Source organism: Mycobacterium hainanense, assembly GCF_041890355.1.
Lineage (GTDB): Bacteria > Actinomycetota > Actinomycetes > Mycobacteriales > Mycobacteriaceae > Mycobacterium > Mycobacterium hainanense.
The window spans coordinates 5,776,090-5,800,079 of record NZ_CP169059.1 but is presented as its reverse complement, the minus strand read 5'-3'; the positions used below and the strand labels follow the sequence as shown (position 1 = coordinate 5,800,079).

Annotated in this window: 25 protein-coding genes; 14 read left to right on the top strand and 11 right to left on the bottom strand. The window is 68.0% G+C overall.

Annotation, left to right across the window (positions count from 1 at the left end):
* Nucleotides 1-603 precede the first annotated feature (603 nt).
* From rpmH to ACEL92_RS27200, 10 genes are all read left to right on the top strand, one after another.
* Nucleotides 604-747, top strand: a complete 144-nt coding sequence (rpmH, locus tag ACEL92_RS27245) for a 50S ribosomal protein L34 (protein ID WP_073880743.1) — start codon at nucleotides 604-606, stop codon at nucleotides 745-747.
* A gap of 23 nt (nucleotides 748-770) precedes the next feature.
* The gene (gene rnpA / locus ACEL92_RS27240; protein ID WP_374023645.1) at nucleotides 771-1,133 is read left to right on the top strand and encodes a ribonuclease P protein component; all 363 of its coding nucleotides are present in this window, start codon (nucleotides 771-773) and stop codon (nucleotides 1,131-1,133) included.
* Complete coding sequence (gene yidD, locus ACEL92_RS27235) at nucleotides 1,130-1,465, top strand: membrane protein insertion efficiency factor YidD (protein WP_374023644.1); 336 nt, start codon at nucleotides 1,130-1,132, stop codon at nucleotides 1,463-1,465. Before rnpA ends, yidD begins: the two co-directional genes overlap by 4 nt.
* Nucleotides 1,449-2,549, top strand: a complete 1,101-nt coding sequence (yidC, locus tag ACEL92_RS27230; RefSeq protein ID WP_374023643.1) for a membrane protein insertase YidC — start codon at nucleotides 1,449-1,451, stop codon at nucleotides 2,547-2,549. Before yidD ends, yidC begins: the two co-directional genes overlap by 17 nt.
* 81 nt (nucleotides 2,550-2,630) lie before the next feature.
* Nucleotides 2,631-3,194, top strand: a complete 564-nt coding sequence (locus tag ACEL92_RS27225) for a protein jag (protein ID WP_374023642.1) — start codon at nucleotides 2,631-2,633, stop codon at nucleotides 3,192-3,194.
* 61 nt (nucleotides 3,195-3,255) lie between these two features.
* Nucleotides 3,256-3,993: a 16S rRNA (guanine(527)-N(7))-methyltransferase RsmG gene (gene rsmG, locus ACEL92_RS27220; protein WP_374023641.1), complete on the top strand. Its 738-nt coding sequence runs from the start codon at nucleotides 3,256-3,258 to the stop codon at nucleotides 3,991-3,993.
* Nucleotides 3,990-4,991, top strand: coding sequence for a ParA family protein (locus ACEL92_RS27215; RefSeq protein ID WP_374023640.1), 1,002 nt, complete (start codon nucleotides 3,990-3,992; stop codon nucleotides 4,989-4,991). Before rsmG ends, ACEL92_RS27215 begins: the two co-directional genes overlap by 4 nt.
* 22 nt (nucleotides 4,992-5,013) lie before the next feature.
* On the top strand, nucleotides 5,014-5,997 hold the full coding sequence (locus tag ACEL92_RS27210) for a ParB/RepB/Spo0J family partition protein (protein ID WP_374023639.1): 984 nt from the start codon (nucleotides 5,014-5,016) through the stop codon (nucleotides 5,995-5,997).
* A gap of 27 nt (nucleotides 5,998-6,024) precedes the next feature.
* Complete coding sequence (locus ACEL92_RS27205; protein WP_374026411.1) at nucleotides 6,025-6,102, top strand: phage DNA packaging protein J; 78 nt, start codon at nucleotides 6,025-6,027, stop codon at nucleotides 6,100-6,102.
* 149 nt (nucleotides 6,103-6,251) lie between these two features.
* Nucleotides 6,252-7,004 (top strand): acetyltransferase, encoded by a 753-nt coding sequence (locus ACEL92_RS27200; RefSeq protein WP_374023638.1) that lies wholly within the window; start codon nucleotides 6,252-6,254, stop codon nucleotides 7,002-7,004.
* Here the strand turns inward: ACEL92_RS27200 and ACEL92_RS27195 are convergent.
* The 11 genes from ACEL92_RS27195 to ACEL92_RS27145 all read right to left on the bottom strand — a co-directional run bounded on the left by ACEL92_RS27195 (nucleotide 7,001) and on the right by ACEL92_RS27145 (nucleotide 20,209).
* A complete protein-coding gene (locus ACEL92_RS27195) occupies nucleotides 7,001-8,221 on the bottom strand; it encodes an N-acetylmuramoyl-L-alanine amidase (RefSeq protein WP_374023637.1) in 1,221 nt (406 codons plus the stop codon). The two genes, ACEL92_RS27200 and ACEL92_RS27195, sit on opposite strands and share 4 nt — an antisense overlap.
* A 132-nt stretch (nucleotides 8,222-8,353) precedes the next feature.
* A complete protein-coding gene (trxA, locus tag ACEL92_RS27190; protein ID WP_374023636.1) occupies nucleotides 8,354-8,707 on the bottom strand; it encodes a thioredoxin in 354 nt (117 codons plus the stop codon).
* Nucleotides 8,704-9,711: a thioredoxin-disulfide reductase gene (gene trxB / locus ACEL92_RS27185; protein ID WP_374023635.1), complete on the bottom strand. Its 1,008-nt coding sequence runs from the start codon at nucleotides 9,709-9,711 to the stop codon at nucleotides 8,704-8,706. The genes trxA and trxB overlap by 4 nt, the downstream gene beginning before the upstream one ends.
* A 90-nt stretch (nucleotides 9,712-9,801) precedes the next feature.
* Nucleotides 9,802-10,530, bottom strand: a complete 729-nt coding sequence (locus tag ACEL92_RS27180; protein ID WP_374023634.1) for a hypothetical protein — start codon at nucleotides 10,528-10,530, stop codon at nucleotides 9,802-9,804.
* Nucleotides 10,523-11,134 carry an RNA polymerase sigma factor SigM gene (gene sigM / locus ACEL92_RS27175; protein ID WP_374023633.1) on the bottom strand — a complete coding sequence of 204 codons (612 nt, stop codon included), beginning with the start codon at nucleotides 11,132-11,134 and terminating at the stop codon, nucleotides 10,523-10,525. Before sigM ends, ACEL92_RS27180 begins: the two co-directional genes overlap by 8 nt.
* Before the next feature lie 63 nt (nucleotides 11,135-11,197).
* On the bottom strand, nucleotides 11,198-14,809 hold the full coding sequence (locus ACEL92_RS27170) for a lipid II flippase MurJ (RefSeq protein ID WP_374023632.1): 3,612 nt from the start codon (nucleotides 14,807-14,809) through the stop codon (nucleotides 11,198-11,200).
* Nucleotides 14,806-17,190, bottom strand: coding sequence for a hypothetical protein (locus tag ACEL92_RS27165; RefSeq protein ID WP_374023631.1), 2,385 nt, complete (start codon nucleotides 17,188-17,190; stop codon nucleotides 14,806-14,808). The genes ACEL92_RS27170 and ACEL92_RS27165 overlap by 4 nt, the downstream gene beginning before the upstream one ends.
* Nucleotides 17,187-17,921: an NUDIX hydrolase gene (locus ACEL92_RS27160; protein ID WP_374023630.1), complete on the bottom strand. Its 735-nt coding sequence runs from the start codon at nucleotides 17,919-17,921 to the stop codon at nucleotides 17,187-17,189. Before ACEL92_RS27160 ends, ACEL92_RS27165 begins: the two co-directional genes overlap by 4 nt.
* Before the next feature lie 84 nt (nucleotides 17,922-18,005).
* Entirely contained in the window at nucleotides 18,006-18,305 is a 300-nt protein-coding gene (locus tag ACEL92_RS27155) for a hypothetical protein (RefSeq protein ID WP_374023629.1), read from the bottom strand.
* A gap of 11 nt (nucleotides 18,306-18,316) precedes the next feature.
* A complete protein-coding gene (locus ACEL92_RS27150) occupies nucleotides 18,317-18,643 on the bottom strand; it encodes a hypothetical protein (protein WP_374023628.1) in 327 nt (108 codons plus the stop codon).
* A gap of 504 nt (nucleotides 18,644-19,147) precedes the next feature.
* Complete coding sequence (locus ACEL92_RS27145; RefSeq protein ID WP_374023627.1) at nucleotides 19,148-20,209, bottom strand: hypothetical protein; 1,062 nt, start codon at nucleotides 20,207-20,209, stop codon at nucleotides 19,148-19,150.
* Between the two features lie 142 nt (nucleotides 20,210-20,351).
* On the opposite strand from ACEL92_RS27145, the gene ACEL92_RS27140 reads away from it, so the two are divergent.
* The 4 genes from ACEL92_RS27140 to ACEL92_RS27125 all read left to right on the top strand — a co-directional run bounded on the left by ACEL92_RS27140 (nucleotide 20,352) and on the right by ACEL92_RS27125 (nucleotide 23,974).
* The gene (locus ACEL92_RS27140) at nucleotides 20,352-21,788 is read left to right on the top strand and encodes a CCA tRNA nucleotidyltransferase (RefSeq protein WP_374023626.1); all 1,437 of its coding nucleotides are present in this window, start codon (nucleotides 20,352-20,354) and stop codon (nucleotides 21,786-21,788) included.
* 24 nt (nucleotides 21,789-21,812) lie between these two features.
* Nucleotides 21,813-22,322, top strand: coding sequence for a pullulanase (locus ACEL92_RS27135; protein ID WP_374023625.1), 510 nt, complete (start codon nucleotides 21,813-21,815; stop codon nucleotides 22,320-22,322).
* A gap of 112 nt (nucleotides 22,323-22,434) precedes the next feature.
* Entirely contained in the window at nucleotides 22,435-22,764 is a 330-nt protein-coding gene (locus ACEL92_RS27130; RefSeq protein WP_374023624.1) for a DUF2563 family protein, read from the top strand.
* 271 nt (nucleotides 22,765-23,035) lie between these two features.
* The gene (locus ACEL92_RS27125) at nucleotides 23,036-23,974 is read left to right on the top strand and encodes a methionyl-tRNA formyltransferase (protein WP_374023623.1); all 939 of its coding nucleotides are present in this window, start codon (nucleotides 23,036-23,038) and stop codon (nucleotides 23,972-23,974) included.
* Nucleotides 23,975-23,990: the final 16 nt, after the last annotated feature.

Here is a 23,990-nt window from a genome sequence, read left to right as displayed (position 1 = left end):
CGACGCATCCCCCTGGTTCTCAAGCATCCCGGGTCGAAGTACAACCGCGCTGGCCGACAAAGCAACTGTCCACATAGTTATACACAGGTGTGGACAGGATGGGCGTCTGCGAGCCACAACCTGCCGGCGACGGCTCGCGATCTCCGTGCTGGAAGAAAACCTATGAAGGCTGTCTAGGCAGCTAGTCGATCCACCATCCTCGCTTCGTTGTCGAGCGCCGTTGCAGTCTAAAACGACACTGGCAGAAGCTAACAGTTTTCCGCGCGGCTGCCAACCGTTCTGCTGCATTCCAATCGGGTTGTTTAGGGTTGGTCGGGCCTGGTTCGACTCGCCACCGGCGGCGACGCGGGCGGGGGCCGGCCGCCGCGGCGCGGTTTGGCGTTGGGGATCATGCGGGTCCGTTGGGGCAGGCGAGGTTTGACCAGGCGAAGCCTGGTCAGTACCCTCAAACAGTCGCCCGAAAGTCGGCGATGCGGCTGCGACCCAGGTCTGCCTGGAGACCGCGCCGGCCAGCAGCAAGATTACCTCCGACCGACCCGCAGACGAACCGAGCGAGACGTCTGCCGGCCGGATGGAAATGCGAGACACAACGAGGAGAACGTCGTGGCCAAGGGCAAGCGGACCTTCCAGCCGAATAACCGGCGCCGAGCCCGCGTGCATGGCTTCAGGTTGCGCATGCGCACCCGCGCCGGACGCTCGATTGTGTCGAGCCGGCGTCGTAAGGGGCGCCGCGCGCTATCTGCCTGATCGCAACGTCGGGTTTTTCGGCGGTGCTTCCGGCACGCAACCGCATGAGGCGGTCAACGGAGTTCGACGCGACGGTGAAGCGCGGAGTTCGTGCGGCCCAGCCCGATGTGGTTGTCCATTTCCGCCGCCGGACCGACGGTGACGCGCCCACGGCTCCGCACGTCGGATTGATCGTCGGCAAGTCCGTGGGTTCAGCGGTCGAACGCCACCGAGTGTCGCGCCGCCTCCGGCACGTGGCGCGGTCCGTCCTCGGTGAGCTTGGCGAATCCGACCAGGTGGTCATCCGGGCATTGTCCGGCAGTCGGACGGCATCGTCGGCGCGGTTGGCAGAGGAGTTGCGGCGCGGTTTACGACGGGCGCGCGAGGCGGCGGGACGGGACCGGTGACTGCGGCGGCGCCGGCGCGGTCCGTCATCCACACGGCGGGAAGCGCGGCCGCCCGGAGCCTGATCCGGGTTATTCAGCTGTACCGGCACATGGTTTCGCCATTGCGCCCGGCAACGTGCCGCTTCGTACCGACCTGCAGTCAGTATGCGGTCGACGCATTGACCGAGTACGGCTTGGTGCGGGGGAGTTGGTTGGCTGTGGTCAGGCTCGCCAAGTGCGGACCCTGGCATCGGGGCGGATGGGATCCGATACCGGAACGCCCGCACTTCGAAGACGTCAGCGCCACGTCGGCATGCCCGGCGGCGCGAGGGGAGAGTGGAACTTTTGTTTGATTTCTTTAGCCTCGACTTCGTCTACTACCCGGTGTCGTGGATCATGTGGGTTTGGTACAAGCTCTTCGCCGCGATGCTGGGACCGTCAAGCTTCTTCGCGTGGGCGCTCTCGGTCATGTTCCTGGTGTTCAGCCTGCGTGCGCTTCTCTACAAGCCGTTCGTGCGACAGATCCGCACCACCCGGCAGATGCAGGAACTGCAACCGCAAATCAAGGCGCTGCAGAAGAAGTACGGCAAGGACCGGCAGCGCATGGCGCTCGAGATGCAGAAGCTGCAGCGCGAGCACGGCTTCAACCCAATCCTTGGCTGCCTGCCGATGCTGGCCCAGATCCCGGTGTTCATCGGGCTGTATCACGTGTTGAGGTCGTTCAACCGGACCACCGGTGGCTTTGGCCAGCCCCACCTGTCGGTGGCTCAGAACCGGCTCACGGGAAACTACGTGTTCACGCCCACGGACGTCGGGCATTTCCTGGACGCGAACTTGTTTGGCGCCCCGATCGGCGCGTTCATGACGCAGCGGACCGGGTTGGACGCGTTCACCTTCTTCAGCCGGCCGGCCGTCATCGCGGTCGGAGCGCCGGTGATGATCCTGGCCGGCATCGCGACGTACTTCAACAGCCGGGCATCGGTGGCGCGGCAAAGCCCGGAAGCCGCGGCCAATCCGCAGACCGCGATGATGAACAAGCTTGCGCTGTACGTGTTTCCGCTCGGCGTCGTCGTCGGCGGCCCGTTCCTGCCGCTGGCGATCATCTTGTACTGGTTCGCGAACAACATCTGGACGTTCGGTCAGCAGCATTACGTGTTCGGCATGATCGAAAAAGAGGACGAGGCCAAGAAGCAAGAGGCGCTGGAACGCCGAGCCGCCAATGCCCCGGCACCGGGCGCCAAACCCAAGCGAAGCCCCAAGGCCGGGCCGCCGTCGGGCAACGGATCGCCCAGCGGCGACGCGACCTCCGATGCCTCCGACGGCGCCGGCGCGGCGGCGGAGCCGCAAGCGGACAAGCCGAATCCCGGTGGACAAAACAGTGCCGCGGCCAACCGGACGCCGCGGCCGGGCGCGCGGCCCAAGAAACGCAAACGCTGACGAGGGAGACAGAGCCATGCCGGGCCGCCTCGGGCGGGTGACCCCAATTGGCAGGAACCCATGGATGAGGGAGAGAAAGACATGACGGACGCAGACACCACCACCCAACCCGACGTCGACGCCGAGCTGGACGCGCAGGCCGAGAACGGGGCCGATGCGGGCGCGGAGGAACTCGACGACCTGGAGGAGAGGTTGGTCGCCGAGGGCGAGATCGCAGGCGACTACTTGGAGGAGTTGCTCGACCTGTTGGACTTCGACGGCGACATCGATCTGGACGTCGAGGGGAACCGCGCGGTGGTGAGCATCGACGGCAGCGACGACTTGAACAAGTTGGTCGGCCGCGGCGGCGAGGTGCTCGACGCGTTGCAAGAACTCACCCGCTTGGCCGTGCACCAGAAGACCGGCGTCCGTAGCCGGTTGATGCTCGACATCGCCAGTTGGCGTCGCCGGCGCCGCGAGGAACTGGCCGCGCTGGGCGACAAGGTCGCGCGGCGTGTGCTGGAATCGGGCGAGCGCGAGGAGCTGTCCCCGATGACACCGTTCGAGCGCAAGATCGTTCACGACGCCGTCGCGGCGGTGCCCGGCGTGCACAGCGAGAGCGAGGGCGTGGAGCCCGCGCGCCGGGTCGTCGTTCTGCACGACTAGCGAGTTACAGCGGTGTAGTTCGGGCGCCGAGGCACCCGTCACGCGTCAGGCAAAGCAGAGGATGTTTCACGTGAAACATGTCCGACCCGTCGAACCCTCGGTGGAGCCGCCACGCGATCCTCAACCCGGCGCGACCCCAGATGCGGCGGCGAGGATCTTCGGACCACGACTCGATCTTGCCCGGCGGTACGCGGACTTGCTCGCCGGCCCGGGAGTGGAACGCGGACTGCTGGGACCGCGCGAAGTGGACCGCATCTGGGACCGACATCTGCTCAACAGCGCCGCCGTCGCCGACCTGCTGGAGGCGGGGGAGCGGGTCATCGACATCGGCAGCGGCGCGGGGCTGCCCGGCATCCCGCTCGCGCTCGTGCGCCCGGACATCGAGATGGTTCTGCTCGAACCGCTGTTGCGCCGAAGCGAATTTCTCACCGAGGTCGTCGACCAACTAGGGTTGGCCGTCGAAGTGGTCCGCGGCCGTGCCGAGGAACGGTGGGTACGCCACCAGTTCGGAGAGAGGGATGCGGCGGTGTCACGAGCGGTTGCGTCGTTGGACAAGTTGGCGAAATGGAGCATGCCGTTGCTTCGGCCCGGGGGCCGGATGCTCGCCATCAAAGGCGAGCGCGTCCGCGAGGAAATGGAACAATACCGGCGTGTGATGGCAGCATCAGGCGCCGTTGATGCCAGGGTGGTGACATGTGGCGCGACCTATTTGCGTCCCCCCGCAACCGTAGTTATGGCGAGACGCGGAGAGCGGCCGCGCCGGCAGTCGGCACGGATCGGGAAGGCGGGGAACCGATGAGCACTCCGGGAGAATCGTCGACGACCGCGGGGCCGTCCCCGAGTGCGGCCGACCTCCAGGCGCCCGCCGCGCCCGATGCTGCGGCGCCCCTCGTGCCGGGCGCCATCGAAGACTCGGCCGCCAATGTTTCACGTGAAACGGTCGAGTTCGACACCCCCATCGGGGCGGCCGCGGAGCGCGCGATGCGTGTCCTGCACACCACTTATCCGCCGCTGCGCCGGCCCCGCCATCGCCGAATCCTCACCGTCGCCAATCAAAAGGGCGGGGTCGGTAAGACCACCACCGCGGTCAACCTCGCCGCCGCGCTCGCCTTGCAGGGGCTCAAGGTCCTCGTTATCGACCTCGACCCGCAGGGTAACGCCAGCACGGCGCTCGGCATCACCGACAGGCAATCCGGGACACCCTCGTCGTACGAGGTCCTCATCGGCGAGGTTTCCGTCAAGGACGCGCTGCGGCGCAGCCCGCACAACGACCACCTGTTCTGCGTCCCGGCGACCATCGATTTGGCCGGCGCCGAGATCGAATTGGTCAGCATGGTGGCGCGCGAGAACCGGCTGCGAACAGCCCTGGCCGATCTGGACGATCTCGACTTCGACTACGTCTTCGTCGACTGCCCGCCGTCGCTGGGGCTGCTCACCATCAATGCGCTCGTCGCCGCGCCCGAGGTGATGATTCCGATCCAGTGTGAGTACTACGCGCTGGAGGGCGTCTCCCAGCTGATGCGCAACATCGAAATGGTGAAGGCACACCTCAACCCGCAGCTCAACGTGAGCACCGTGGTGCTCACGATGTACGACGGCCGGACCAAGCTGGCCGACCAGGTCGCCGAAGAGGTGCGCCGCTACTTCGGGGCCAAGGTGCTGCGAACGGTGATCCCGCGCAGCGTCAAAGTCTCGGAGGCGCCGGGCTACAGCATGACCATCATCGACTACGACCCCGGATCGCGCGGGGCGATGAGTTATCTGGACGCGAGCCGCGAGCTCGCCGAACGTGATTGACCACCACCGTGAAGGGACGACGATGACGCAGCCGTTACGCAAGAAGGGCGGCCTCGGCCGGGGCCTCGCTTCGCTGATCCCGACGGGCCCCGCCGAGGGGGACTCCGGTCCCGCGACCTTGGGTCCGCGGATGGGGGATGCGGCGGCGGACGTGTTGATCGGGGGACCGGGTCCGGACCTGGCCCCGGCGGGCGCGGTGTATCGCGAGATCGCGCCGTCCGACATCGAGCCCAACCCGCGCCAGCCGCGGCAGGTGTTCGACGACGAGGCGCTCGCCGAACTGGTGCACTCCATCCGCGAGTTCGGTCTGCTGCAGCCGATCGTGGTGCGCGCCGTCCCCGGCGCCAAGACGGGCCCCCGCTATCAGATCGTGATGGGGGAGCGGCGCTGGCGCGCGGCCCAAGAGGCGGGGCTCGCCACCATCCCCACCATCGTGCGCGAGACCGGCGACGACAATCTGCTCCGCGACGCCCTGCTGGAAAACATCCACCGGGTGCAGTTGAACCCGTTGGAAGAGGCGGCGGCATACCAACAGCTGCTGGACGAATTCGGCGTGACCCACGACGAACTCGCGTCGCGGATCGGTCGTTCCCGGCCACTGATCACCAACATGATCCGCTTGCTCAAGCTGCCGATTCCGGTGCAGCGGCGGGTGGCGGCGGGCGTGCTGTCGGCCGGCCATGCCCGCGCCCTGTTGTCGCTTGAAGCCGGGCCCGAGGCGCAGGAGGAACTGGCCAGCCGGATCGTCGCGGAGGGCCTCTCGGTGCGGGCGACCGAGGAGGCGGTCACGCTGGCGAACCGGGCCGACGCGAGCACCCCCGCACCCCAGCGGCGCAAGCCGATCCAGATGCCCGGCCTTCAAGAGGTAGCCGAGCGCTTGTCGAACGCCTTCGATACGCGGGTGACGGTCAGCCTGGGCAAGCGCAAGGGGAAGATCGTCGTGGAATTCGGGTCCGTCGACGATCTGCAGCGCATTATCGACATGATGACCGCCGCGAAGGCGTGACCCGCCATAGCCTGTAATTACGTCACTGTGACACCGGAGCGGCCACAACCGGCTGTCGGCACCGGGGGATTACGGAAGGGCATGCGTTTCAAGGCTTTTCGGTAACGAATCGGTCGGGACGGTCACGCACCCCGTGTGCCCGCGCCGTGACCGGCGCCTCGAGGCCAAAGCTGGCCCGATGGCGACTTACTCTCCTATCCTGGAGGGGTTGCCGGTGCCATTGGCTGCAGTACCGCACAGGAGCCAGGAGGCTAGTGTCCGCTCGAATCACACCGTTGCGCCTCGAGGCCTTCGAGCAGCTTCCCAAGCATGCGCGCCGCTGCGTGTACTGGGAGGTCGACCCGGCGACCCTCGGTAACCAGGACCACCTCGCGGATCCCGAATTCGAGAAGGAAGCCTGGCTGTCGATGGTCATGCTGGAGTGGGGCTCGTGCGGTCAGGTCGCGACCGCGGCCACCGACGACCGAAGCCAAAGCGAACCACCGTGCCTCGGTTATGTCTTCTACGCGCCCCCGCGGGCGGTACCGCGCGCCCAGCGATTCCCCACCGCGCCGGTGTCCGCGGATGCCGTGCTTTTGACATCGATGGGTATCGAGCCGGGGCAGGCCGCCGACGACCTGCCGCACGGTCTCCTCGCCCGGGTGATCGACGAACTGGTCCGGCGCGGAGTGCGCGCCCTGGAAGCGTTTGGGCGCACACCGGCGGCGTCGGAGTTGCAGGATCCGCAGGCGGCAAACCCGGACGTGCGGCCGGTGCTGGAGGCCGTCGGCGACTGCTCGGTGGACCACTGCGTGCTGGACGCTGAATTCTTGCAGGACGCGGGTTTCGTTGTGGTGGCGCCACATCCGTACTTTCCGCGGCTGCGGCTCGAGTTGGACAAGGGCCTGGGATGGAAGGCCGAGGTGGAGGCGGCCTTGGAGCGACTGCTGGAAAACGCCCAGTTGCAGGAGCCGGTCGGAGCGGGGACCGCGGCGGGAAATACGTTGCGGGGCGCCGAGATCGGCTAGGAGCCGCCGAGCCGGGTGGCCCGCTCCACCGACAATTCGTGAGCCAACAGTTCGGCGAAGGTGAAGGTGCCGGTGGGCCGGTCGTTCTTGCCCAGCAGGTAGAGCCGCTTGACCGCGGCGAGAATTCCTTCGGCGATGGCGTCGCGGGTCTGGGTGGAGACCAGCATCGCGCGATCGTGCGGGTTGGTGATGTAGCCGACGTCAACCTGCACCGTCGGCATTCGGGTCAGGCGTAACAGGTCCCAGGTCCGGCCATGCGTTCGGCAATCGCGTAACCCAGTGCGGGCCACCACTTCTCGTTGGATGAAGTCCGCGAGGTTGCGCCCGATCGTGGAGACCGACCCGTGTGAGTTCCCGAAATGAAAGGAAGCGACGCCGTTGGCCGCCGGGCTGGGCTGGTTCTCGCAGCGCAAGCTGATCATCAGGTCCGCCCCCACGTTGTTGGCCGTGGCGGCGCGCTCGGCGTCGGACGGGCTGCGGTTGACCGGTCGCGACAGGAAAGTCTCCATGCCGATGGCGGTCATCCGCCCCTCGAGCCGGCTCGCCAAGTCCCACAACACATCTGCTTCGCTGATCGGACCCGACGGACCGTGCATCAGCTCCCCGAGGTCGGTGCCCCCGCGGCCCGGATCGATGATGATCCGCTTGCCTGACAGCTTGGGCCCTGAGCGGCGGACCAGCTCCTCCTCGCGAATCGCGTGGGGGGAGCCGCCCGTGACGCGGGAGCTCAGAAAGTACAAGGAGCGCAACGTTTCCGGGCCACAAATGCCGTCGGCAGCCAGCCCGTACTCACGCTGGTACGACATCAGGGCATTGTGCGTCTGCAATCCGAAGTGCCCATCGACCAGTCCGGTGTAGAAACCGAGGTCCTGGAGCCGGGCCTGCAGCGTGGCGACGTCGTCACCATAGAGCGGTGCGCCGAACTGGTGATACAGCGTGCGCGCACCCAGCCGGTACGACGCTTCCTTCAACGCGCGGTAGGTGGCCTCGCCGACGATGCCGTCTACCAGCAGGCCGCGGTGCTGTTGGAACGCCCGCACCGCCTGGTCGAGCTCGGCGTCGAAGAGCTCGGGGGGCACAAGCCGGCCGGTGGTGAGGTCTTCCTCCGGCGTGTCCAGCAGACCTAGCGTTGCCAGCGTCGCCCGGATCTCGGTCACAGCTGCGCTGCGGTCACCACAGCGCAGCGCGTCGCCGTATTCGCGGCGCGGACTCGACATACCAAAGGCCCTCCGGGACACATTGACAGGCTCACATCTGGGCAACAGCTAACAGCAATTGTCGCAGATGGTTTGCCTAATCGGGAAAACCCCAGGCTGAACGCGGGGCGTGGTGTGGCGTTTGATCCAGGATCAGCTCAGGTTGGGAACGGCATCCGAGAGTTCACGCAGCAGCGCCGCCTTGCCCTTGGCACCGACGATCCGCTTCACTGGCTGGCCGTCTTTGAACAGGATCATGGTCGGAATCGAGACGACCTGGAAATCACGCGCCGTCACCGGATTGGCATCGACGTCGAGCTTGGCGATGGTGAGCTGCTCGGCTCGCTCACTGGCGATCTCCTCGAGAACCGGCGCGACCATCTTGCACGGCCCACACCACGTGGCCCAAAAGTCAACCAGCACAGGCTTATTGCTGGACAACACCTCGGTGGAGAACGATGCGTCAGAGACTTCGACTGTGGCCCCGGCTTTTTCGGCTCCGGTCATTGAGGTGCTCCAATCATTTCAGTACTGCCAGGAAATTCGGTTGCGTCGCTTTGGGCGGCCGAGCTTGATTCGACGTGGTCGGCCAGCCAGCGTTCGGCGTCGATGGCCGCCGAGCAGCCGCTGCCGGCGGCGGTGACGGCCTGGCGATAGGTGCGGTCCACTAGGTCGCCCGCGGCGAACACGCCTTCGATCGACGTGGCGGTGGTGTGGCCCTTGACCAATACGTAACCGTCGGGGTCGGTGTCGAGCACATCGCGGACCAACTCCGAGCGCGGGTCATGACCGATCGCCACGAAGACGCCCGTGACGGGCAGGGTGGATTCCTCCCCAGTCACGGTGTCGCGCAACCGCAAGCCGGTCACGGTCTGGTCTCCTTCGACCGCCAGCACGGCCTTGTTGGTCAGGATGGTGATCTTGTCGTTGTCCCGGGCGCGTTCGAGCATGATGCGAGACGCGCGGAATTCGTCGCGGCGGTGCACCAGCGTGACGCTGCGCGCGAACCGGGTCAAGAAGGTCGCCTCTTCCATCGCGGAGTCGCCCCCACCGATGACCGCGATGTCTTGATCTTTGAAGAAGAACCCATCACACGTCGCACACGAGCTCACGCCGCGCCCCAGCAGCTCCTGCTCACCGGGCACCCCCAGATACCGAGCCGCCGCGCCCATGGCCAAGATGATCGCCCGCGCGCGGAAGGTCTCGCCCTCCGCGGTGGTCACCGACTTGACCGGCCCATCCAGCGACACCGACTCGACGTCTTCCATCCGCAGGTCGGCCCCGAACCGCAGCGCCTGCTCGCGCATCTGGTCCATCAGCTCCGGGCCGGTGATGCCGTCACGGAAACCCGGGAAATTCTCCACCTCAGTGGTGGTCATCAACGCGCCACCAAACGACGTTCCCTCGAACGCCAGTGGGGCCAGCTGCGCGCGCGCCGTATACAACGCAGCGGTGTACCCGGCGGGACCCGAACCGATGATGATCACGTCGTGCACAGTGTCGGCGGTCATAGAAGCCTTTCAAGAAATCGTCCCTGGATCCCTACAAACGCCAGCGTAGGCACAGCTGTTCCCGGGCGTCGGGCAACCCATCGCACCACACTAGGGGCGCTTGATTTCGGTGTTGGCCAACAGGCCGGTGTCGGCGGCGCTGCAGTTCAGCGCGACCGCATAAACCGCCAGGCTGCGAGGGGTGTCGCCCGGCACGACCAGCACGACGCCGGGGCGAGCGTTGACCTCGACCGGCCGCGCGCCGAGCACCTGCGTGGACGCCGGGTAGCCGAGGCCGGTGAGGCAGGATGCACGCCGCGCCGGGTCGGCCAGTGGGCCGTAATCCGGGGCTTGGGCAAGCAGGCCGAGGATCTCGTCCTGCGACAACGGGATCGCCATCGGCGGCGTCGAGACCGTGATGTGCTCGGCGGTCACGCCGGTGCTGGGTGCGGGCTGGGGCGCGCTGATCAGCGCCGCGGTCCCCACGCCGACCGCCGCGAGCAGCGCGCCGACGCCGGCCACCCCGGCGACCACCCGCGCGGGCCGAACCCGTGGCCGGGCGGAGTGCGCGACGGGCTGGCCCGCTTCCGCCGATTCCAGCGCCGCCGCGATCCGGGCGGTCACCTCGGGCGGGACGTCGGGCGCCGGCCCGGCGCCCAGCGTCGCCACGTCGCTGCGGGCCCGGTTGAGTGCGCGCAGGATCTGCTCGGCTTCCGGGTTGTCGCGGACCCGTTGACGCACGCGGGCCGCGGATTCGTCGTCGAGCAGGCCGGCCTGCAGGTCGGCGAGAAGCTCAACCGTCAGGGGCGGCTCGTCGCCTTGGTCGTCGGCTTCACCCATCCGCCCCAGTGTCCGTCATGGGGTGCTTGACGGCGATGGGTGGGGCCGGGTCGGGCGCGGCGTTCAGGTAGCCGAGGAGTTCCGCGAGCCGCACGCGGGCCCGGGCGCATCGGCTCTTGACGGTGCCCTCCGCGACGCCCAACATCGCGGCGGTGTCGGCCACCGAGTAGCCCTGCATGTCGACTGCCACCACCGCGGCCCGCTGCTCGACGGGCAGCCGCATCAAGGCGCGCTGCACCATGATCGCTGTCTCGACTTGGGCGGTCCGGTCGGCCACCGCGTAGGCGTCCTCCAGCGGGACGGTCGGGTGAGCCTTGATGCGTCGCAGCCGGTCCAGGCACGCGTTGACGACGATGCGGTGCAGCCAGCTGCCGACGGCGGCGTCATGGCGGAACGCGCCGGCACCGCGGTGCGCCGAGAGCATGGCGTCCTGCAACGCGTCCTCGGCGTCCTCGGCGGTGCGGGTGGTTAGCCGGGCGAGGCGGTGCAGCTGCCGTTGGTGGCGCAGGAACAGTTCGCCGAAGGCGTGGCGGTCGCCGGCGACATGTGCTGCGAGCAGCTCGGCATCACTGCGTTCGCGCTGGCTGTCTCCCCGGGAGCCCACGGCCGGACAGTAACCAATCCGGTGTGGGGCGGCACTTCACCACGGGACGGATCTGTGAGCGCGTCAGGAAGCGGCCTGGACCGTGATCTCGAAAAAACCCGCCTGGCTCTTGCCGTTGGTGGTTCCCAACGTGGAGATCCACACCAGCAGGTTCGAGGTCGGGGAACCGGCCCGCACCGGAATGACGTTGTGGCCGGGCTTGAGCGTGAACGCCGGCGCCAGCACGGTGGTGTCGTTCAGCGATGCCGGCGACGCCGTGGCCGACGAGCGGATCTCGACCTTGGTGCCGGTGCTGGGTGTGTCAATGGCGACCTGGCCGATCACCGTCGCGCTCGGCAGCTGCAGCATGAGCCCTTCGCCCTGCTTGAAGCTGGGGAACGGGACGGCGTCGGTGTAGACCTCGGTGGCCCAGGCGGTGGAGGGGTCGCCGTCGATCGCCTGGCCGGCCGTGCTCGCGTTGTCGGCGTCACCGTCGGGGGAGTAGACCGTCGCCTTGGTCGGCTTGACGACGCTGCCGGCGACCGCGGAACTGGTGGCCGACGCCGAGGTGGAAGACGACGGGCCGTTGAGCCCGAGCTCGTCCTTGTTCAGGCCGCCGCCGACGTTGCCGAAGATCTTGCTCACCACCGACGCCAAAACCAGTAGGGCCACGATGATCACGGCAAGGGCTGCGCCCATACCGATCAGCAGGTTGCGGCGCCTGCGCGCGAACGCCGCCTCGTCCGGGGCCGCGGATTCACGTGCGGCGGGCGGCGCTGGCGAATCGTCGATCGGACCAAGCACCTCGGTGCGGTCGGCCACCGCGGTGGCTTGCTGCAGCAAGTTCAAAAGCGTAGAGGCGCTGCGTATCCCGCCGTCCTCCTGAACCGCCCGCACCGCCACGGCGGAGATTTGGAACGGAATGCCGCGGTCGATGATCATGGGTTCCACCGGCTGGCCCGTCGAATCGCGTTCGGCCGGGGCGAGCCCGCTGCGCACGCTGGACTCCGCGAGCGGCCACCGATTGACCAGCAGGGCATACAGCGCGGCCCCAATGCCGCGGATGTCGGCCTGCGGGTTGGCGTCGGGCATGGTGGCCGGGTAAGCGAGGACGACGTCGCCCTCGATGCTGACCCGGACCCGGCTCGGGTGGTCGATCGACAACGCGACGCCGGCCCGGTGGGCCGCATCGGCGGCCGCGGCCAGCGACTGCATGGCCCGGACGGCGCCGACCGGCGACGGCGCGGTGTCGGCGACCTCCTGCAGCGAACCGCCGCGCACCCACTCGGAGACCACCAGGCCACCGTGCCCGGTGTGGACCACGTCGAGCACCCGGGCAATGCCGGGCTTGTCGATCCGGCTCAGGCGCAGCGTGCGGGACAGGATCTCCTGCAGCACGTCGTTGGGCAATGCCCCGTCCGGGTCGACGAACGTCAGCGCCACCTGCCGGTCCAGCGCGGTGTCCAGCGCTTGCCAGAACTGCAGGGGCGGCGCCCCGCCGTGGAAGACCAGCAGCCGGTAGCGGCCGCCGGCGATGCGGGCGCCGGGAACCAAGTGGACGTCGTCGCTGGACGGGTCCCCGCCGCGGTCCCGCGGGGCGTCGAACGGGGCAGGAGCGCGCCGCGACTCCGGGGGTAGGTCGCCATTGGAGGGGCGCGCGGCCGGGGACGCCGGCGCGCGCTCGGCCGGAATGTCGGGCTGGAAGTCGTCGGCAACCGGTCGTGGCAGCTCGGCATCCGACGCGGCACTCTCGATGGGGCGGTCGGTCACCTCCGGTCCTTTCGCTAGCCGGGCTTGGGTTGCCCGCTCCGGAGGTCTGCGCCGGATCGGCTCCTGGACCGCATTTACCCCAGGCGGGGACGAATTCCTCTGCTCAGGGTACGTGACGGGGGCCCGGCGAGACGATCGGTCCTTCGTCGCCGGTTTGCGGGGCATCGCCGCGCGACCGCCGAAGCGCCGGCGGACGACGTCCAGCGCGGCCTGTGCCTCCGGGACACGGGCGCGCAGCATGACCGCGGCCAGGATCGGCAGCATGATCGCCGCCAGGATCAGCAGGCGCAGCAGCGAGCCCGCGCCGCCGCCGTGCGCGGTCAGCGCGTCCAGCCCCAACAGCCGGTCGGCCACGTGGGCCACCAAACCGGCGAGCATCGAGGCGGTGATCGTCACCAGGATCGTGCGGAGCTCGCCTCTGCCGATCAACTGGCCGCCCGCGGGTAGCAGGGTGTGCCGCAACAGCAGGTAACCGATGATCGCGCCCGCCAGAAAACCGATGCCGTTGGCCAGCCCCAGGTAACCGGCCACCAGCTTGGGATCGTCGGTGAGGTGCGGCGCCAGGACGGATCCGACGATCTTGACGGCCGTGATGACGAGGATGATGACGATCGGCGTCCAGGGCTGCTCGCGCGCGTAGAAGACCCGCAGCTGCAGCAGCACCAGCCCGTAGGGGATCAGCGTGAACGCCGACAGGGCGATCGCGGCGCCCAGGTATCCGGCGTCGACGCCGCCGAAGTGGCCGTAGGCGAACAGCGCGCTGCCGATCGCCGGGCCGCCGACGGTCATGACCGCGACGATCGGGATCAGCGTGACCAAGGTCAGGCGGGTGGCCAGCGACAGGTCGGCGAGCACCGCCTTGGTGTCGTCGGCGGCGGCGTTGCGGCTCAGCCGCGGCATCACGACCGTCAGCACGGTGACGCCGATCATGCCGAACGGCAGCATCAGGACCAGCCACGTGTAGTTGTAGATCGCCGGGCCCGACGCCGCCGCCGTGCTGGCGATCTGGTTACCGACCACCAGGCCGAGCTGGCTGATCAGCACGTAGAGCACCATCGCGGCGGCCATGGTTCCGAAGCGCTTGAGGCGTTCGTCGATTCCCCACAGCGGGCGCAGGTCGACGCGTTGCCGGCGCAGCGCCACCAGCAGCACCGCGGTCTGCGCGAACACGCCCAGCGTGGTGCCGACGCCGAGGACCAGCAGCTTGGTGTTGCCCATCCGGACGGGGTCGACCGACAGCTCGCCGGGCACGGCTGCGTACACCGCCAGGGTTGCGAGCGCGACGACGTTGTTGACGACGGGCGCCCACGCCGTCGGCCCGAACACGTTCCGGGTGTTGAGGATTGCCATGAACACCGACGTGAGGCCGTAGGCGAGCACCTGGGGAAGCAGCAGGTAGGCGAACGCGGTCGTCAGCGGCTCGTTGACCTGCGGAACCCGGCCCAGCATCAACCGGACCAGCAGCGGCGCGGCGAGCACCGACAACGCCGTCGCCAACACCAGCAGCGCTGTCGTCAGGGTGACCAGGCGCCGCACGAACGCCGTGCCGCCGTCGGGGTCACTCTGCTCGGCGCGGGCCAGCACCGGCACGAAGATCGCGGTGAAGGTCGCTTCGAGCACCAGCGCGGCCACCAGGTTCGGCAGCTGGTTGGCCACCGAGAACGCACTCGACAGCGCGGCACCCAGGATCGCCGCCAGGAGGACGACCCGGGCGAACCCCGTGAGCCGGCTGACCAGCGTGGCGAGGGCCATCGCCCACGACCGCGACACCAGGGCGGCGTCGGAGAGTTCGGGCCGTCGGCGGTCGATCCCCGCGGGGACCGGCGGCAGGGGACCCGTGGGGGGCGAGCCGGGGTTGCGGTGTCGCCGCGGCGGCTCTGGCAGGCGGTGGGACTGCGGTGCGGCCTGCCGGTGGGCGGGCTTCATACTCGATGCTCTTGTTGGACCCGGTCATCGGCCCCGGCGTCCACCCCCGCGGATCGGGCGCGGGGCGGGTCGGGCCGGTCCAGGTCGGCGGGGTCGGGTTGGCCGCGGAAGCGGTGCCACAGGCGCCGTCCGGCCAGCAACACCAGCACGGCCGCGGCCGTCATGGTGATCGTGAACAGCACCTTGCCGTAGGCGTTGGAGTGCACCGACAGCCGCACCGGGTCGCCCAGCCGCAGGCCGTCGGGGGTCCGCAGCGACACGTCGATGGCGACCCGCTGGGTGAAGTTGACTTCGATCGGCACCCGCAGCGGCAGGTATCCGGGCGGCAGCTCGATCTGGCCGACATCAGTGACCGTCATGCCCGGCGGGGCGTCGACCTGCAGCCGCACCCGGATCGGGACGGCCAGGCCGTTGTGCAGCGCCAGCGGCAGCGGGCTGTGCTCGGTGGCCAGGGTGTAGGAGCCGCCCGGGTTGACGATCGTGACCGCGCCGAACAAGTCGTTGATCGTCTTGCCGACGACGGCCAGGCGTTGCTGGGCCATCCCGCTGCGGGTGTCCGGGGGCTGGGACTCGCTCAGCGCGCGCAGCATGTCTTCGCGCAGCGGGGCGGTGTACTGGATGCCGGTCAGCCCGGTGCGGTCGTCGGTGCTCAGCGCCGACGTGAGCCCCCATAGCCGACCCACCTGGCCGGCTACCAGGGCGGTGATGTCGTCGCCGAAACGGCCGCGGGCGGAGGTGTAGGCGCCCACCTGTTCGGATGGCGGCTCGGTGCGGGCCGCGGCCTCGGCGATGACCGCCGGCAACGGTCGCGGGACCGCCAGGCCGGACCGGATGGTGGTGGTCAGCGCGGTCATGATGACGTGCGCGTCGTCGGCCTGCAGGTTCCACGTCGCCGGCGGCACCAGGACCTGTGTGCGGGGCGTGTCGTCCTGCTGCAAGGCGTGCCAGAACATGGACCCCAACGCGTCCTGGCGGCGTGCGGTCACCGAGTCGTGCGCAAGCCGGACGGTCAGCGAGGAATCCAGGTAGGTGGGGACGGAAGGCGAGCTGCCCGCCCCGGCCAGCGCCGCGCCCACCGCCGGGTCGAACGGTGCGAGCACGACCTGCGGGGAGAGCCGCCGCGGCGCGGTGTCGACGGTGATGTCGGAGGAAGCTTGCCCGTCCGGGGCGGACAGTTCGGCGGCGGCTATCGCGACGGTGCTTTCGTTGCCGCCGAGCAGGTTGACCGCGCGGCTGGTCAACGGGCCGTCGGGGAGCAGCGTGGCGCCGCGGACGGAAGCGACGTCGAGGATGCGGTCGACGATGCTGTTGACGCCGGCGGTCGCGGTGGCGCTGAGGCCGCGGTCGTTGACGCGTTGCAGGGCGTCCAGGTCGGCTTGGGCGTACGGCAGCGGTGCCACGCAGGTGCGGTGCGCCAGGGCGCGCAGCCGGTTGAGCCACTCGACGGCCGCGGCCTGCCCGGCGCCGGCGTGGGTCGGAGTTCCGGGAAGCTGCGCTGGCCCGTCGGGGGAGTCGGACACCACGTAGCCGGCGGTCATCGCGTTGACGGTGACGAGCAGGTCGGGGTCGACGGCCAGACACAGCGCTCGGCCCACCGCGCCATCAGGGTCGACGTCGTGGCTGGTGGCCACCTCGGCCGCCGACAGCAAAATGTCCAGGCGACCGCCGCTGGCCAACGAGGCGGCCAGGTCGTCGTCGACAAGGCGGACCGGGATGGTGCCGCCGGGCACGCCGGGCGCCAGCCGCGGCCGGTCGGCCAGCGGCCAGAGCATGGTCATCCACACGGGTTTAGAGGTGTCGGGCGCGACAGCGGAGCCCAGATCGCCGCCCTGGTCGGGAGGCACCCCGACGACCGGCAGCAGGAAGCGCGCGTTGTCGAGCCGTGCGGGGGCGCCGTAGTCCGGTGTGCCGTTCACATTGACCAGGACGGGGTAGATGCCCGGCTTGTCGATTCCCAGCGACTGCTTGGTGAGCGAGCGCAGCGGGGCCGACAGGGTGAAGCCGACTTGTTGCCCGCGCTGCAGTTCGGGAGCGACCGTGAGGAAGTCGGCGGCCGGTTGGTACTGGTCAGTGTCGCCGTCCAGGGCGGTCCGTAAGCCCGCCGATGCGGTGACGGCGCCCGCGTGTTCGAGCCGGACCATCACGTCCCGGACCGGGCGGTCGCCGATGTTGGCCACCATGCCGGTGACGGTGACGACGGGCTGGCTGGACGTGGTGACCACGTCCGGCGTGACTTGGTCGATGCGTACCCGGACGAACGGCGTGACGCCGGGTTCGCCGGCGGCCGCGCGCGGCGTGGCGGGCCAGGTGAGCACCGCGAACCCGGCCACAATGCCGATCACTGCCGCGAGGCGCAACAAGCAGAGCCGGGATGTCGTCACGGCCCTGGCCCGTGGCCGTTCTTGCGGCTGGTGGCCGGTTTGTCGGCGTGCCGGGTGCGCGAATGGGTTTGCGGGCGGCGCCGCGGAGCGGTGGGTGGCAGCGGCGGCAGGGCGGCGGGTCCGTCGGTCTGCAGCTTGTCGATCAGCTCATCGGCCACCCGGGCCAGCCGCCGTTCGTCGGCGTAGGCGAGCTTCGACGGCAGCTCGTGCACCGGAACCCAGGCCACCTCGGCGACCTCGAGGTCCTCGTCGGACAACTCGCCGCCGGAGAAGCGCAGTAAATAGTGGTGCACCGTCTTATGCACCCGGCGGCCGTCGGTGACGAACCAGTAGTCAATCCGGCCGAGGGCGGCCAGCACGCTGCCGCGGATGCCGGTCTCCTCGGCGACCTCTCTTATCGCGGTCTGCTCGGCGGTCTCGCCCATTTCGATGTGCCCCTTGGGCAGCGACCACAACATCCGCCCCCGCCGGTCGACACGGCCGATGAGTGCCGCGACCTGAGAATCGCGTGGCCCGTCGAGGCCGTCGACGACCAGTCCACCAGCGGATGTTTCGTGCACGGTCCGCAGCCGATCCGGCCCGCGACGAGGCGAGCGGGATCGGCGCGACTTCGTCGCCGTCGAGTCGGCGGGCGCTTGGCCGTTGGTCGGGCTTTCGGTCGAACTCGCAGCGCCACGACCGCGCCGCCGCCCCCGGCGCCGACGTGGCTTGCCCTGTTCGCCGTCCGACACCCAAGCGATAGTAGCTGGCACGGCATAGTCTCCCTGGACATACTCGCCGCTAGCCGGCCCTGCGATGGATCAGGACTGATCTGCTCAGATCGGGCCGATCGCTTTGGCGACAGCCCATACCGCACCAAAGATAAGGAGTGAGAGCGGCCCGGACAGGCTGCCGAAAAGCATCCCACGGCCGATCTGGCCAATCCGCCCAGGAGCCCGCATCACGAGCGCCGAGACTGCCATATAGACGAGTACGACCGGAAGCACGAACACGATCGAGTACGGCATGAAGAGCCAAGTGGCGAACTCGACGACGAAGATATGTAGCACCGCCGTCAGGAACGTAATGGGGCCATAGGGAGAGTTTGACTTGCGGACCACCGACTGATCGGCCATCACAACACCTTTCAGCGCAAGACCAAGTAGGCGTAAACAATCCCGCCGATAAGAACAACCCCAGAAGATCCCGCAATGCTAAGCGCAAGACCATGATTACGCGGGGCGCGCGAACGCAAGAGTGCGGCGGCGAGCGCAATAGACACCAACGTTGTGATGACAGTGGCGGTCAGCATCCATCCGCGTTCGCCGCGGCCACTCTCGGTGGCAAAGAACGCCTTGCCTAGCGCCCACATGGTTGCGAGCAGCAAACCCAGGATGATCTGCACGACGCACGGCGCCAACAAGGTCGCCGTGCGCCAGGCTTGGGCATCCAGGTCACGAATTCGAAATGGCATCTGTCGCTTCCTTCAGTTGTTCACCTTATGCAGGAGCTGCACTGCCTGTGGGCAAGGGCGGCACGGAAGGAATGTCGGTGACTGGGCCGAAGTTGGTGGCTGGCAGCGGTGCCCGAACGTCGTATTTCGGGTCCCACCCACCGGTGTCGAATGGTGCGAACGCCTTGCCGCCGATGGGCCCGACGTCGTGGTGGCCAGGCAGATTGAATGCCGGGCCCCACGATCGGCCCGATTGGGCGGGATCGATAAGCACTGTGCGGGTGCCGGCGTTGGGCAAGTCCTGATAAATCTCCAAGGAAGGGTAGTCGGTGCGCGTGCCGTTGACTCGCACGCCTCCTGGCCCTGGTGTGAAAACGAGGTCGCCGTTGACCGTTACGGTGTGGTCCGCAAACGGCCCGTTGGGATCCGCCGTAATGCCCGGTGCGAAAGGGTTTCCCGCGTCGTATTTGATCCGGACCGATCCGTCTGGAAGTTGGGTGACGCTGCCTTTTGGTATGCCGACTTTCACCTGACCTGGCCCCCGGTCGAGTTTTCCTCGACTGACGGATTCTGCCTTAAGACGACGATGCCATTCTCGTAGTCGATATACGTTGTTACTTTGGTGTCTTCCGGGTCGAAATTAGGATTGGGACCCCGATTGTTTCCCAGATCTCGCTTCCAGAAAGGAAAGCCCGTCACGTCGCGTTGCTCGATCCACTGCGAGACACGCACCACTCCCTGGCCGGGGACGGGTCCAATCTTCACAACCCGGACCTCCGATTTGGCGCCGTTGAACTTCGGATCGTACGTTTGCGGGTCGAGAGCCGCCGCCGTCTCCCAGTCGGCGGCGGATGTCGGGTCGCGGCCAAAGACTTGTTTGAATGCCTCAATTTGGTTGCGCCGTTCCTCTGCGTTAGCTGGTGGCGCTTGCGAGATGTTGCCGTCGAAAGCCTGAATCGGTGGCTCATATCGGTCGTACTTACGCAGGTTGGCCAACGATGCTTGCAGCTGTTGAGAATACTGATCACGGATTCGCGTGACCTTAGTTAGCGAGGCCTTGGTGTCGCCGATCGCATGCCTCTCGAGGCCGTCGATGTAGTGGTCGAGGAGCTTTCGTTCCGACGCGGCGAGATCGGGGCTTTTCTCCAGCTCCACGGCCTCGCCAATCTGATCGTCGATACCCTGCAGTTGTTCTTCCAGCGCCGAGATTTCGGCTCGCCCGGATCGTTGAGCTTCGGCCAACGCGGCCGCAACAGTTTCCAGATCGGCCGCGACCTGGGGCAACTGAGCAGCTTGCACGCCGAGCGACTTGGTGGCCCGCTGCACCTCGGCGGAGTTGTTCATCGGATTCTCGCCGTTCTCCTGAATCCAGGCCTTATCGAAGCGGTCCCGTGCCTGACGGAAAGACGCCTCGGCCTCCGTCGTGGACTGGCCTGCGTCATGAAACGCTTGCGCAAGCGTGGAAATCTGTCCCGGGCGGCCGCTCTGCAATGTTCCGTTGATCTGCCACGGATCTCCGCCGGCGAACATGATGAGCGCGGCCTTGCTTATGTATCGGAGATGCACCGCACCGCCCCCGCCGTCCACACCCCTTCTCGTCGCGCGTAACGCTACTAGCGCACGTCGGACGGTCAATTCACCTTTTCTTGCTTGTCGCCGATGCCGCCCGCAGCGGGTGCGAGGCTCCTCACACAAGGTTTCCGGTCCCGGCCGACTACGCTGATCGAACGTGTCCGAAGCCGATGTCGAGCTGCTTGCCGCCGCCGCGGTTGCCCTGAATCAACACGCGCCCATGCTGCGCGAGCTGGGGTCGGCGTTCGATGCGGCCGGCCACGAGTTGTATCTCGTCGGCGGTTCGGTGCGAGATGCGCTGCTGGGCAGGCTGAGTCCCGACCTGGATTTCACCACCGACGCGCGCCCCGAGCAGGTTCAACAGATCTTGCGGCGCTGGGCCGACAACCTGTGGGACACCGGCATCGAGTTCGGCACCGTCGGCGTCGGCAAGGGCGGCCACCGCTTGGAAATCACCACGTTCCGCGCGGACGCCTACGACCGGGTCTCGCGCAAGCCCGAGGTGCAGTTCGGCTCGAAGCTCGACGACGATCTGGTGCGCCGCGACTTCACGGCCAACGCGATGGCCGTGCGCATCACTCCCGACGGGCCGGGTGAATTCCTCGATCCGCTGGGGGGTTTGGCCGCGTTGCGCGAGCGGGTGCTCGACACCCCGGCCGCCCCGGAGGTGTCCTTCGGCGACGACCCGCTGCGGATGCTGCGCGCGGCAAGGTTCGTCTCGCAGCTCGGCTTCGCCGTCGCCCCGCGGGTGCGTGACGCGATCGAGGAGATGGCCCCCGAGCTGGGCCGGATCAGCGCCGAGCGGGTGGCCGCCGAGCTGGACAAGCTGCTGCTCGGCGACGACCCGGTGTCCGGCATCGACCTGCTGGTGCAGACCGGCATGGGTGAGGTGGTGCTGCCCGAGGTCGGCGGCATGCAGATGGCCATCGACGAACACCACCAACACAAGGACGTCTACCAGCATTCGCTGACGGTGCTGCGGCAGGCGATCGCGCTGGAGGACGACGGCCCGGATCTGGTGCTGCGGTGGGCCGCGCTGCTGCACGACATCGGCAAACCCGCCACCCGGCGGCACGAGCCGAACGGTGGCGTGAGTTTCCACCATCACGAGGTGGTTGGCGCCAAGATGGCCCGAAAGCGGTTGCGCGCGTTGAAGTATTCCAAGCAGATGGTCGACGACGTCTCGCAGCTGGTGTATCTGCATCTGCGGTTCCATGGCTACGGTGACGGCAAGTGGACCGATTCCGCGGTGCGCCGCTACGTCACCGACGCCGGGCCTTTGTTGCCGAAGCTGCACAAGCTGGTGCGGGCCGACTGCACGACCCGAAACAAGCGCCGGGCCGCGCGGCTGCAGGCGAGCTATGACCGATTGGAGGCGCGGATCGCCGAGCTGGCCGCGCAGGAGGATCTGGCGCGGGTGCGGCCCGACCTCGACGGCAACCAGATCATGGAGTTGCTCGACATTCCGGCTGGCCCGCAGGTCGGTGAGGCGTGGCGTTTCCTCAAAGAGCTGCGGTTGGAGCGCGGGCCGTTGACGACCGACGAGGCGACCGCGGAACTGCTGAACTGGTGGCGCTCGCGAGGGAACCCGTAGCGAGGATCGCGCGTCGGATCGTGCATGGACTATTGCGCGGCAGGCGACGACGGCACGGCTTCCATCTGGCAGCATGACCTCGATCTCGACCTTGATGGCGACGGCCGGCTCGACGCTTTCGGGCTGGACTTCGATGGTGACGGGCTGCGCGACGACGCATTCGCGGACCTCGACGGCGACGGCATCGCCGACCACGCGGTGCTCGATCTCGACAACGACGGCTCTCCCGAGGCGTACTTCACCGATGACGGATCGGGGACGTGGGGCGTGGCGACGGAGCAGGGCCGACAACTGCGCTGGTTCGGCCTCGACGGTGTCGAGCACACCGGTGGCCCGCTGGTCGACTTTGACGGCCACGGCGGTGCAGACGACCGGCTATTCGATACCGACGGCGACGGGCTGGCCGACCGGGTGTTGTCCACCGGTGACGGCGGCGCGACGGCATACGTCGACACCGACGGCGACGGCAAGTGGAACGTGCGGCTGACCGATTCGGACGGTGACGGTCTTGCCGACGGCGCCAGCGCGCTATAGCGGCAGTCGAGGCGAAGTGAATTGACCGCCACGCCTGGCGTATTTAGCCTGGCCAATAACGGCCCGACTGGTCCACGCAGTCGTCGCCGCGGTCGATCGGGAAGGGGTGGCTATGTTCGTCGACACCGAGCTTTTGCACTCCGGGGGCAACGAATCGCACCGGGCCGGGGGACACGCGCAAGAGGGGGCCGACCAGCTGGCGCGGGGGCCGCTGGCGGCGGGGATGTTCGGTGACTTCGCCGCCGCCGACGCATTCCACGGGGCGGTCACCGCGGCGCACACGAAGCACGTGCAGATCCTGCAGGGTCACCGGCAGACGCTGACCGATGTCGGCGCCAAAGCCCATCACGCGGCCAAAGGCTTCACCAGCATGGACCAACAGAATGCCGGTGACATGGAGGCGGTGCGCCCGGGGGCCGGGCCTTCGACGTCGCGGGTGTGAGTAATTAGCCAGGCGCTTCCTTCCAGCGAGTGCGCTGCGGCGTAAGACCTCGCCGAGTGGAGAGCGGGGCCGCCGGCGGCTTCCGCGGTGTTGCGCGGCGCTAGAGCCAAACGTGTAGGCGACAACATCATCAACGCCTCACGGCGTGGGCTTCAGCACCCGCCCAATTATGCAACTTAGGTAAGGCTACCGTAAGGTCAGCTGCGCGTGAGGTTTGCTGTGGCCGGGCACGGGCCGTTGACCGTCGATGAAACAAAGGGGTTGTTGACGTATGCGCGTCGTCTTCTTCGGGTTCCAGACGTGGGGTTACAAGACGCTGCAGGCGTTGATCGACACGGATCACCAGGTGGTCCTCGCCGTCAGCCACCCCTTCAGCGACGAGTCCTACAAGGCGATCTGGGCGGCGCCGGTCGACGAGCTCGCGCGTGAGCACGGTATCCCGCTGCACCTGACCGAGCGGGTGGACGCCGAGACGATCGACCTGGTCAAGCGCGCCGAACCCGACGTCATTGTGGTCAACAGCTGGTATTACCGAATGCCGGCGGAGCTGTATAACCTGCCGCGGCACGGCACCCTGAACTTCCACGATTCGCTGCTGCCCAGGTTCACCGGGTTCTCTCCGGTCCTGTGGGCGTTGATCAGCGGCGAGTCCGAGTTCGGGTTGACCGTGCACCGGATGGACGACGGCCTCGACACCGGGGACATCCTGGTGCAGCGGTCGGTGCCGATCGGCCCCACCGACACCGGCACCGAATTGGTGTTGCGGGGAATGGACCTGATCCCGGACGTACTGACCGAGGCCCTGACCGCGCTGGAATCCGGCACCGCGATCTGGCGGCCCCAGAACAAGGCCGAGCGGACCTTCTTCCACAAGCGCTCGGAACGCGACAGCCTGCTCGACTGGAGCTGGTCGGCGGCGGCCCTCGCGCGGTTCGTGCGCGCGCTGTCCGATCCGTACCCGCGCGCCTTCACGTTCTACCGCGGCGAGCGGATCGAGGTCCTCGAGGCACACGTCTCCGACGCCGGCTACGGTGGCACTCCGGGCCGCGTGATCGTCCAAGAGGAAGGCGGCGTCGTGGTCTGCGGCGCCGACCCACATCGCGGCGGCAACCGGGGCCTGGTGATCACCCGCGTCCGCTCCGCGGACGGCGTCGAGTGCAACGGCGAAAAATTCTTCCGGCGCGGCGGCTACCTGACCAGCCAGCCGTGAGCGGCCGCGTCGGGTA

Coding starts and splice junctions, on each gene's coding strand:
- ACEL92_RS27130 (WP_374023624.1), top strand. CDS start 22,435: ATGTTCGTCGACACCGAGCTTTTGCACTCCGGGGGCAACGAATCGCAC.
- ACEL92_RS27210 (WP_374023639.1), top strand. CDS start 5,014: ATGACGCAGCCGTTACGCAAGAAGGGCGGCCTCGGCCGGGGCCTCGCT.
- trxB (WP_374023635.1), bottom strand. CDS start 9,711: ATGACCGCCGACACTGTGCACGACGTGATCATCATCGGTTCGGGTCCC.
- rsmG (WP_374023641.1), top strand. CDS start 3,256: ATGTTTCACGTGAAACATGTCCGACCCGTCGAACCCTCGGTGGAGCCG.
- trxA (WP_374023636.1), bottom strand. CDS start 8,707: ATGACCGGAGCCGAAAAAGCCGGGGCCACAGTCGAAGTCTCTGACGCA.
- ACEL92_RS27155 (WP_374023629.1), bottom strand. CDS start 18,305: ATGGCCGATCAGTCGGTGGTCCGCAAGTCAAACTCTCCCTATGGCCCC.
- ACEL92_RS27215 (WP_374023640.1), top strand. CDS start 3,990: ATGAGCACTCCGGGAGAATCGTCGACGACCGCGGGGCCGTCCCCGAGT.
- ACEL92_RS27225 (WP_374023642.1), top strand. CDS start 2,631: ATGACGGACGCAGACACCACCACCCAACCCGACGTCGACGCCGAGCTG.
- ACEL92_RS27125 (WP_374023623.1), top strand. CDS start 23,036: ATGCGCGTCGTCTTCTTCGGGTTCCAGACGTGGGGTTACAAGACGCTG.
- ACEL92_RS27180 (WP_374023634.1), bottom strand. CDS start 10,530: ATGGGTGAAGCCGACGACCAAGGCGACGAGCCGCCCCTGACGGTTGAG.
- ACEL92_RS27150 (WP_374023628.1), bottom strand. CDS start 18,643: ATGCCATTTCGAATTCGTGACCTGGATGCCCAAGCCTGGCGCACGGCG.
- ACEL92_RS27195 (WP_374023637.1), bottom strand. CDS start 8,221: ATGTCGAGTCCGCGCCGCGAATACGGCGACGCGCTGCGCTGTGGTGAC.
- ACEL92_RS27170 (WP_374023632.1), bottom strand. CDS start 14,809: ATGAAGCCCGCCCACCGGCAGGCCGCACCGCAGTCCCACCGCCTGCCA.
- ACEL92_RS27135 (WP_374023625.1), top strand. CDS start 21,813: ATGGACTATTGCGCGGCAGGCGACGACGGCACGGCTTCCATCTGGCAG.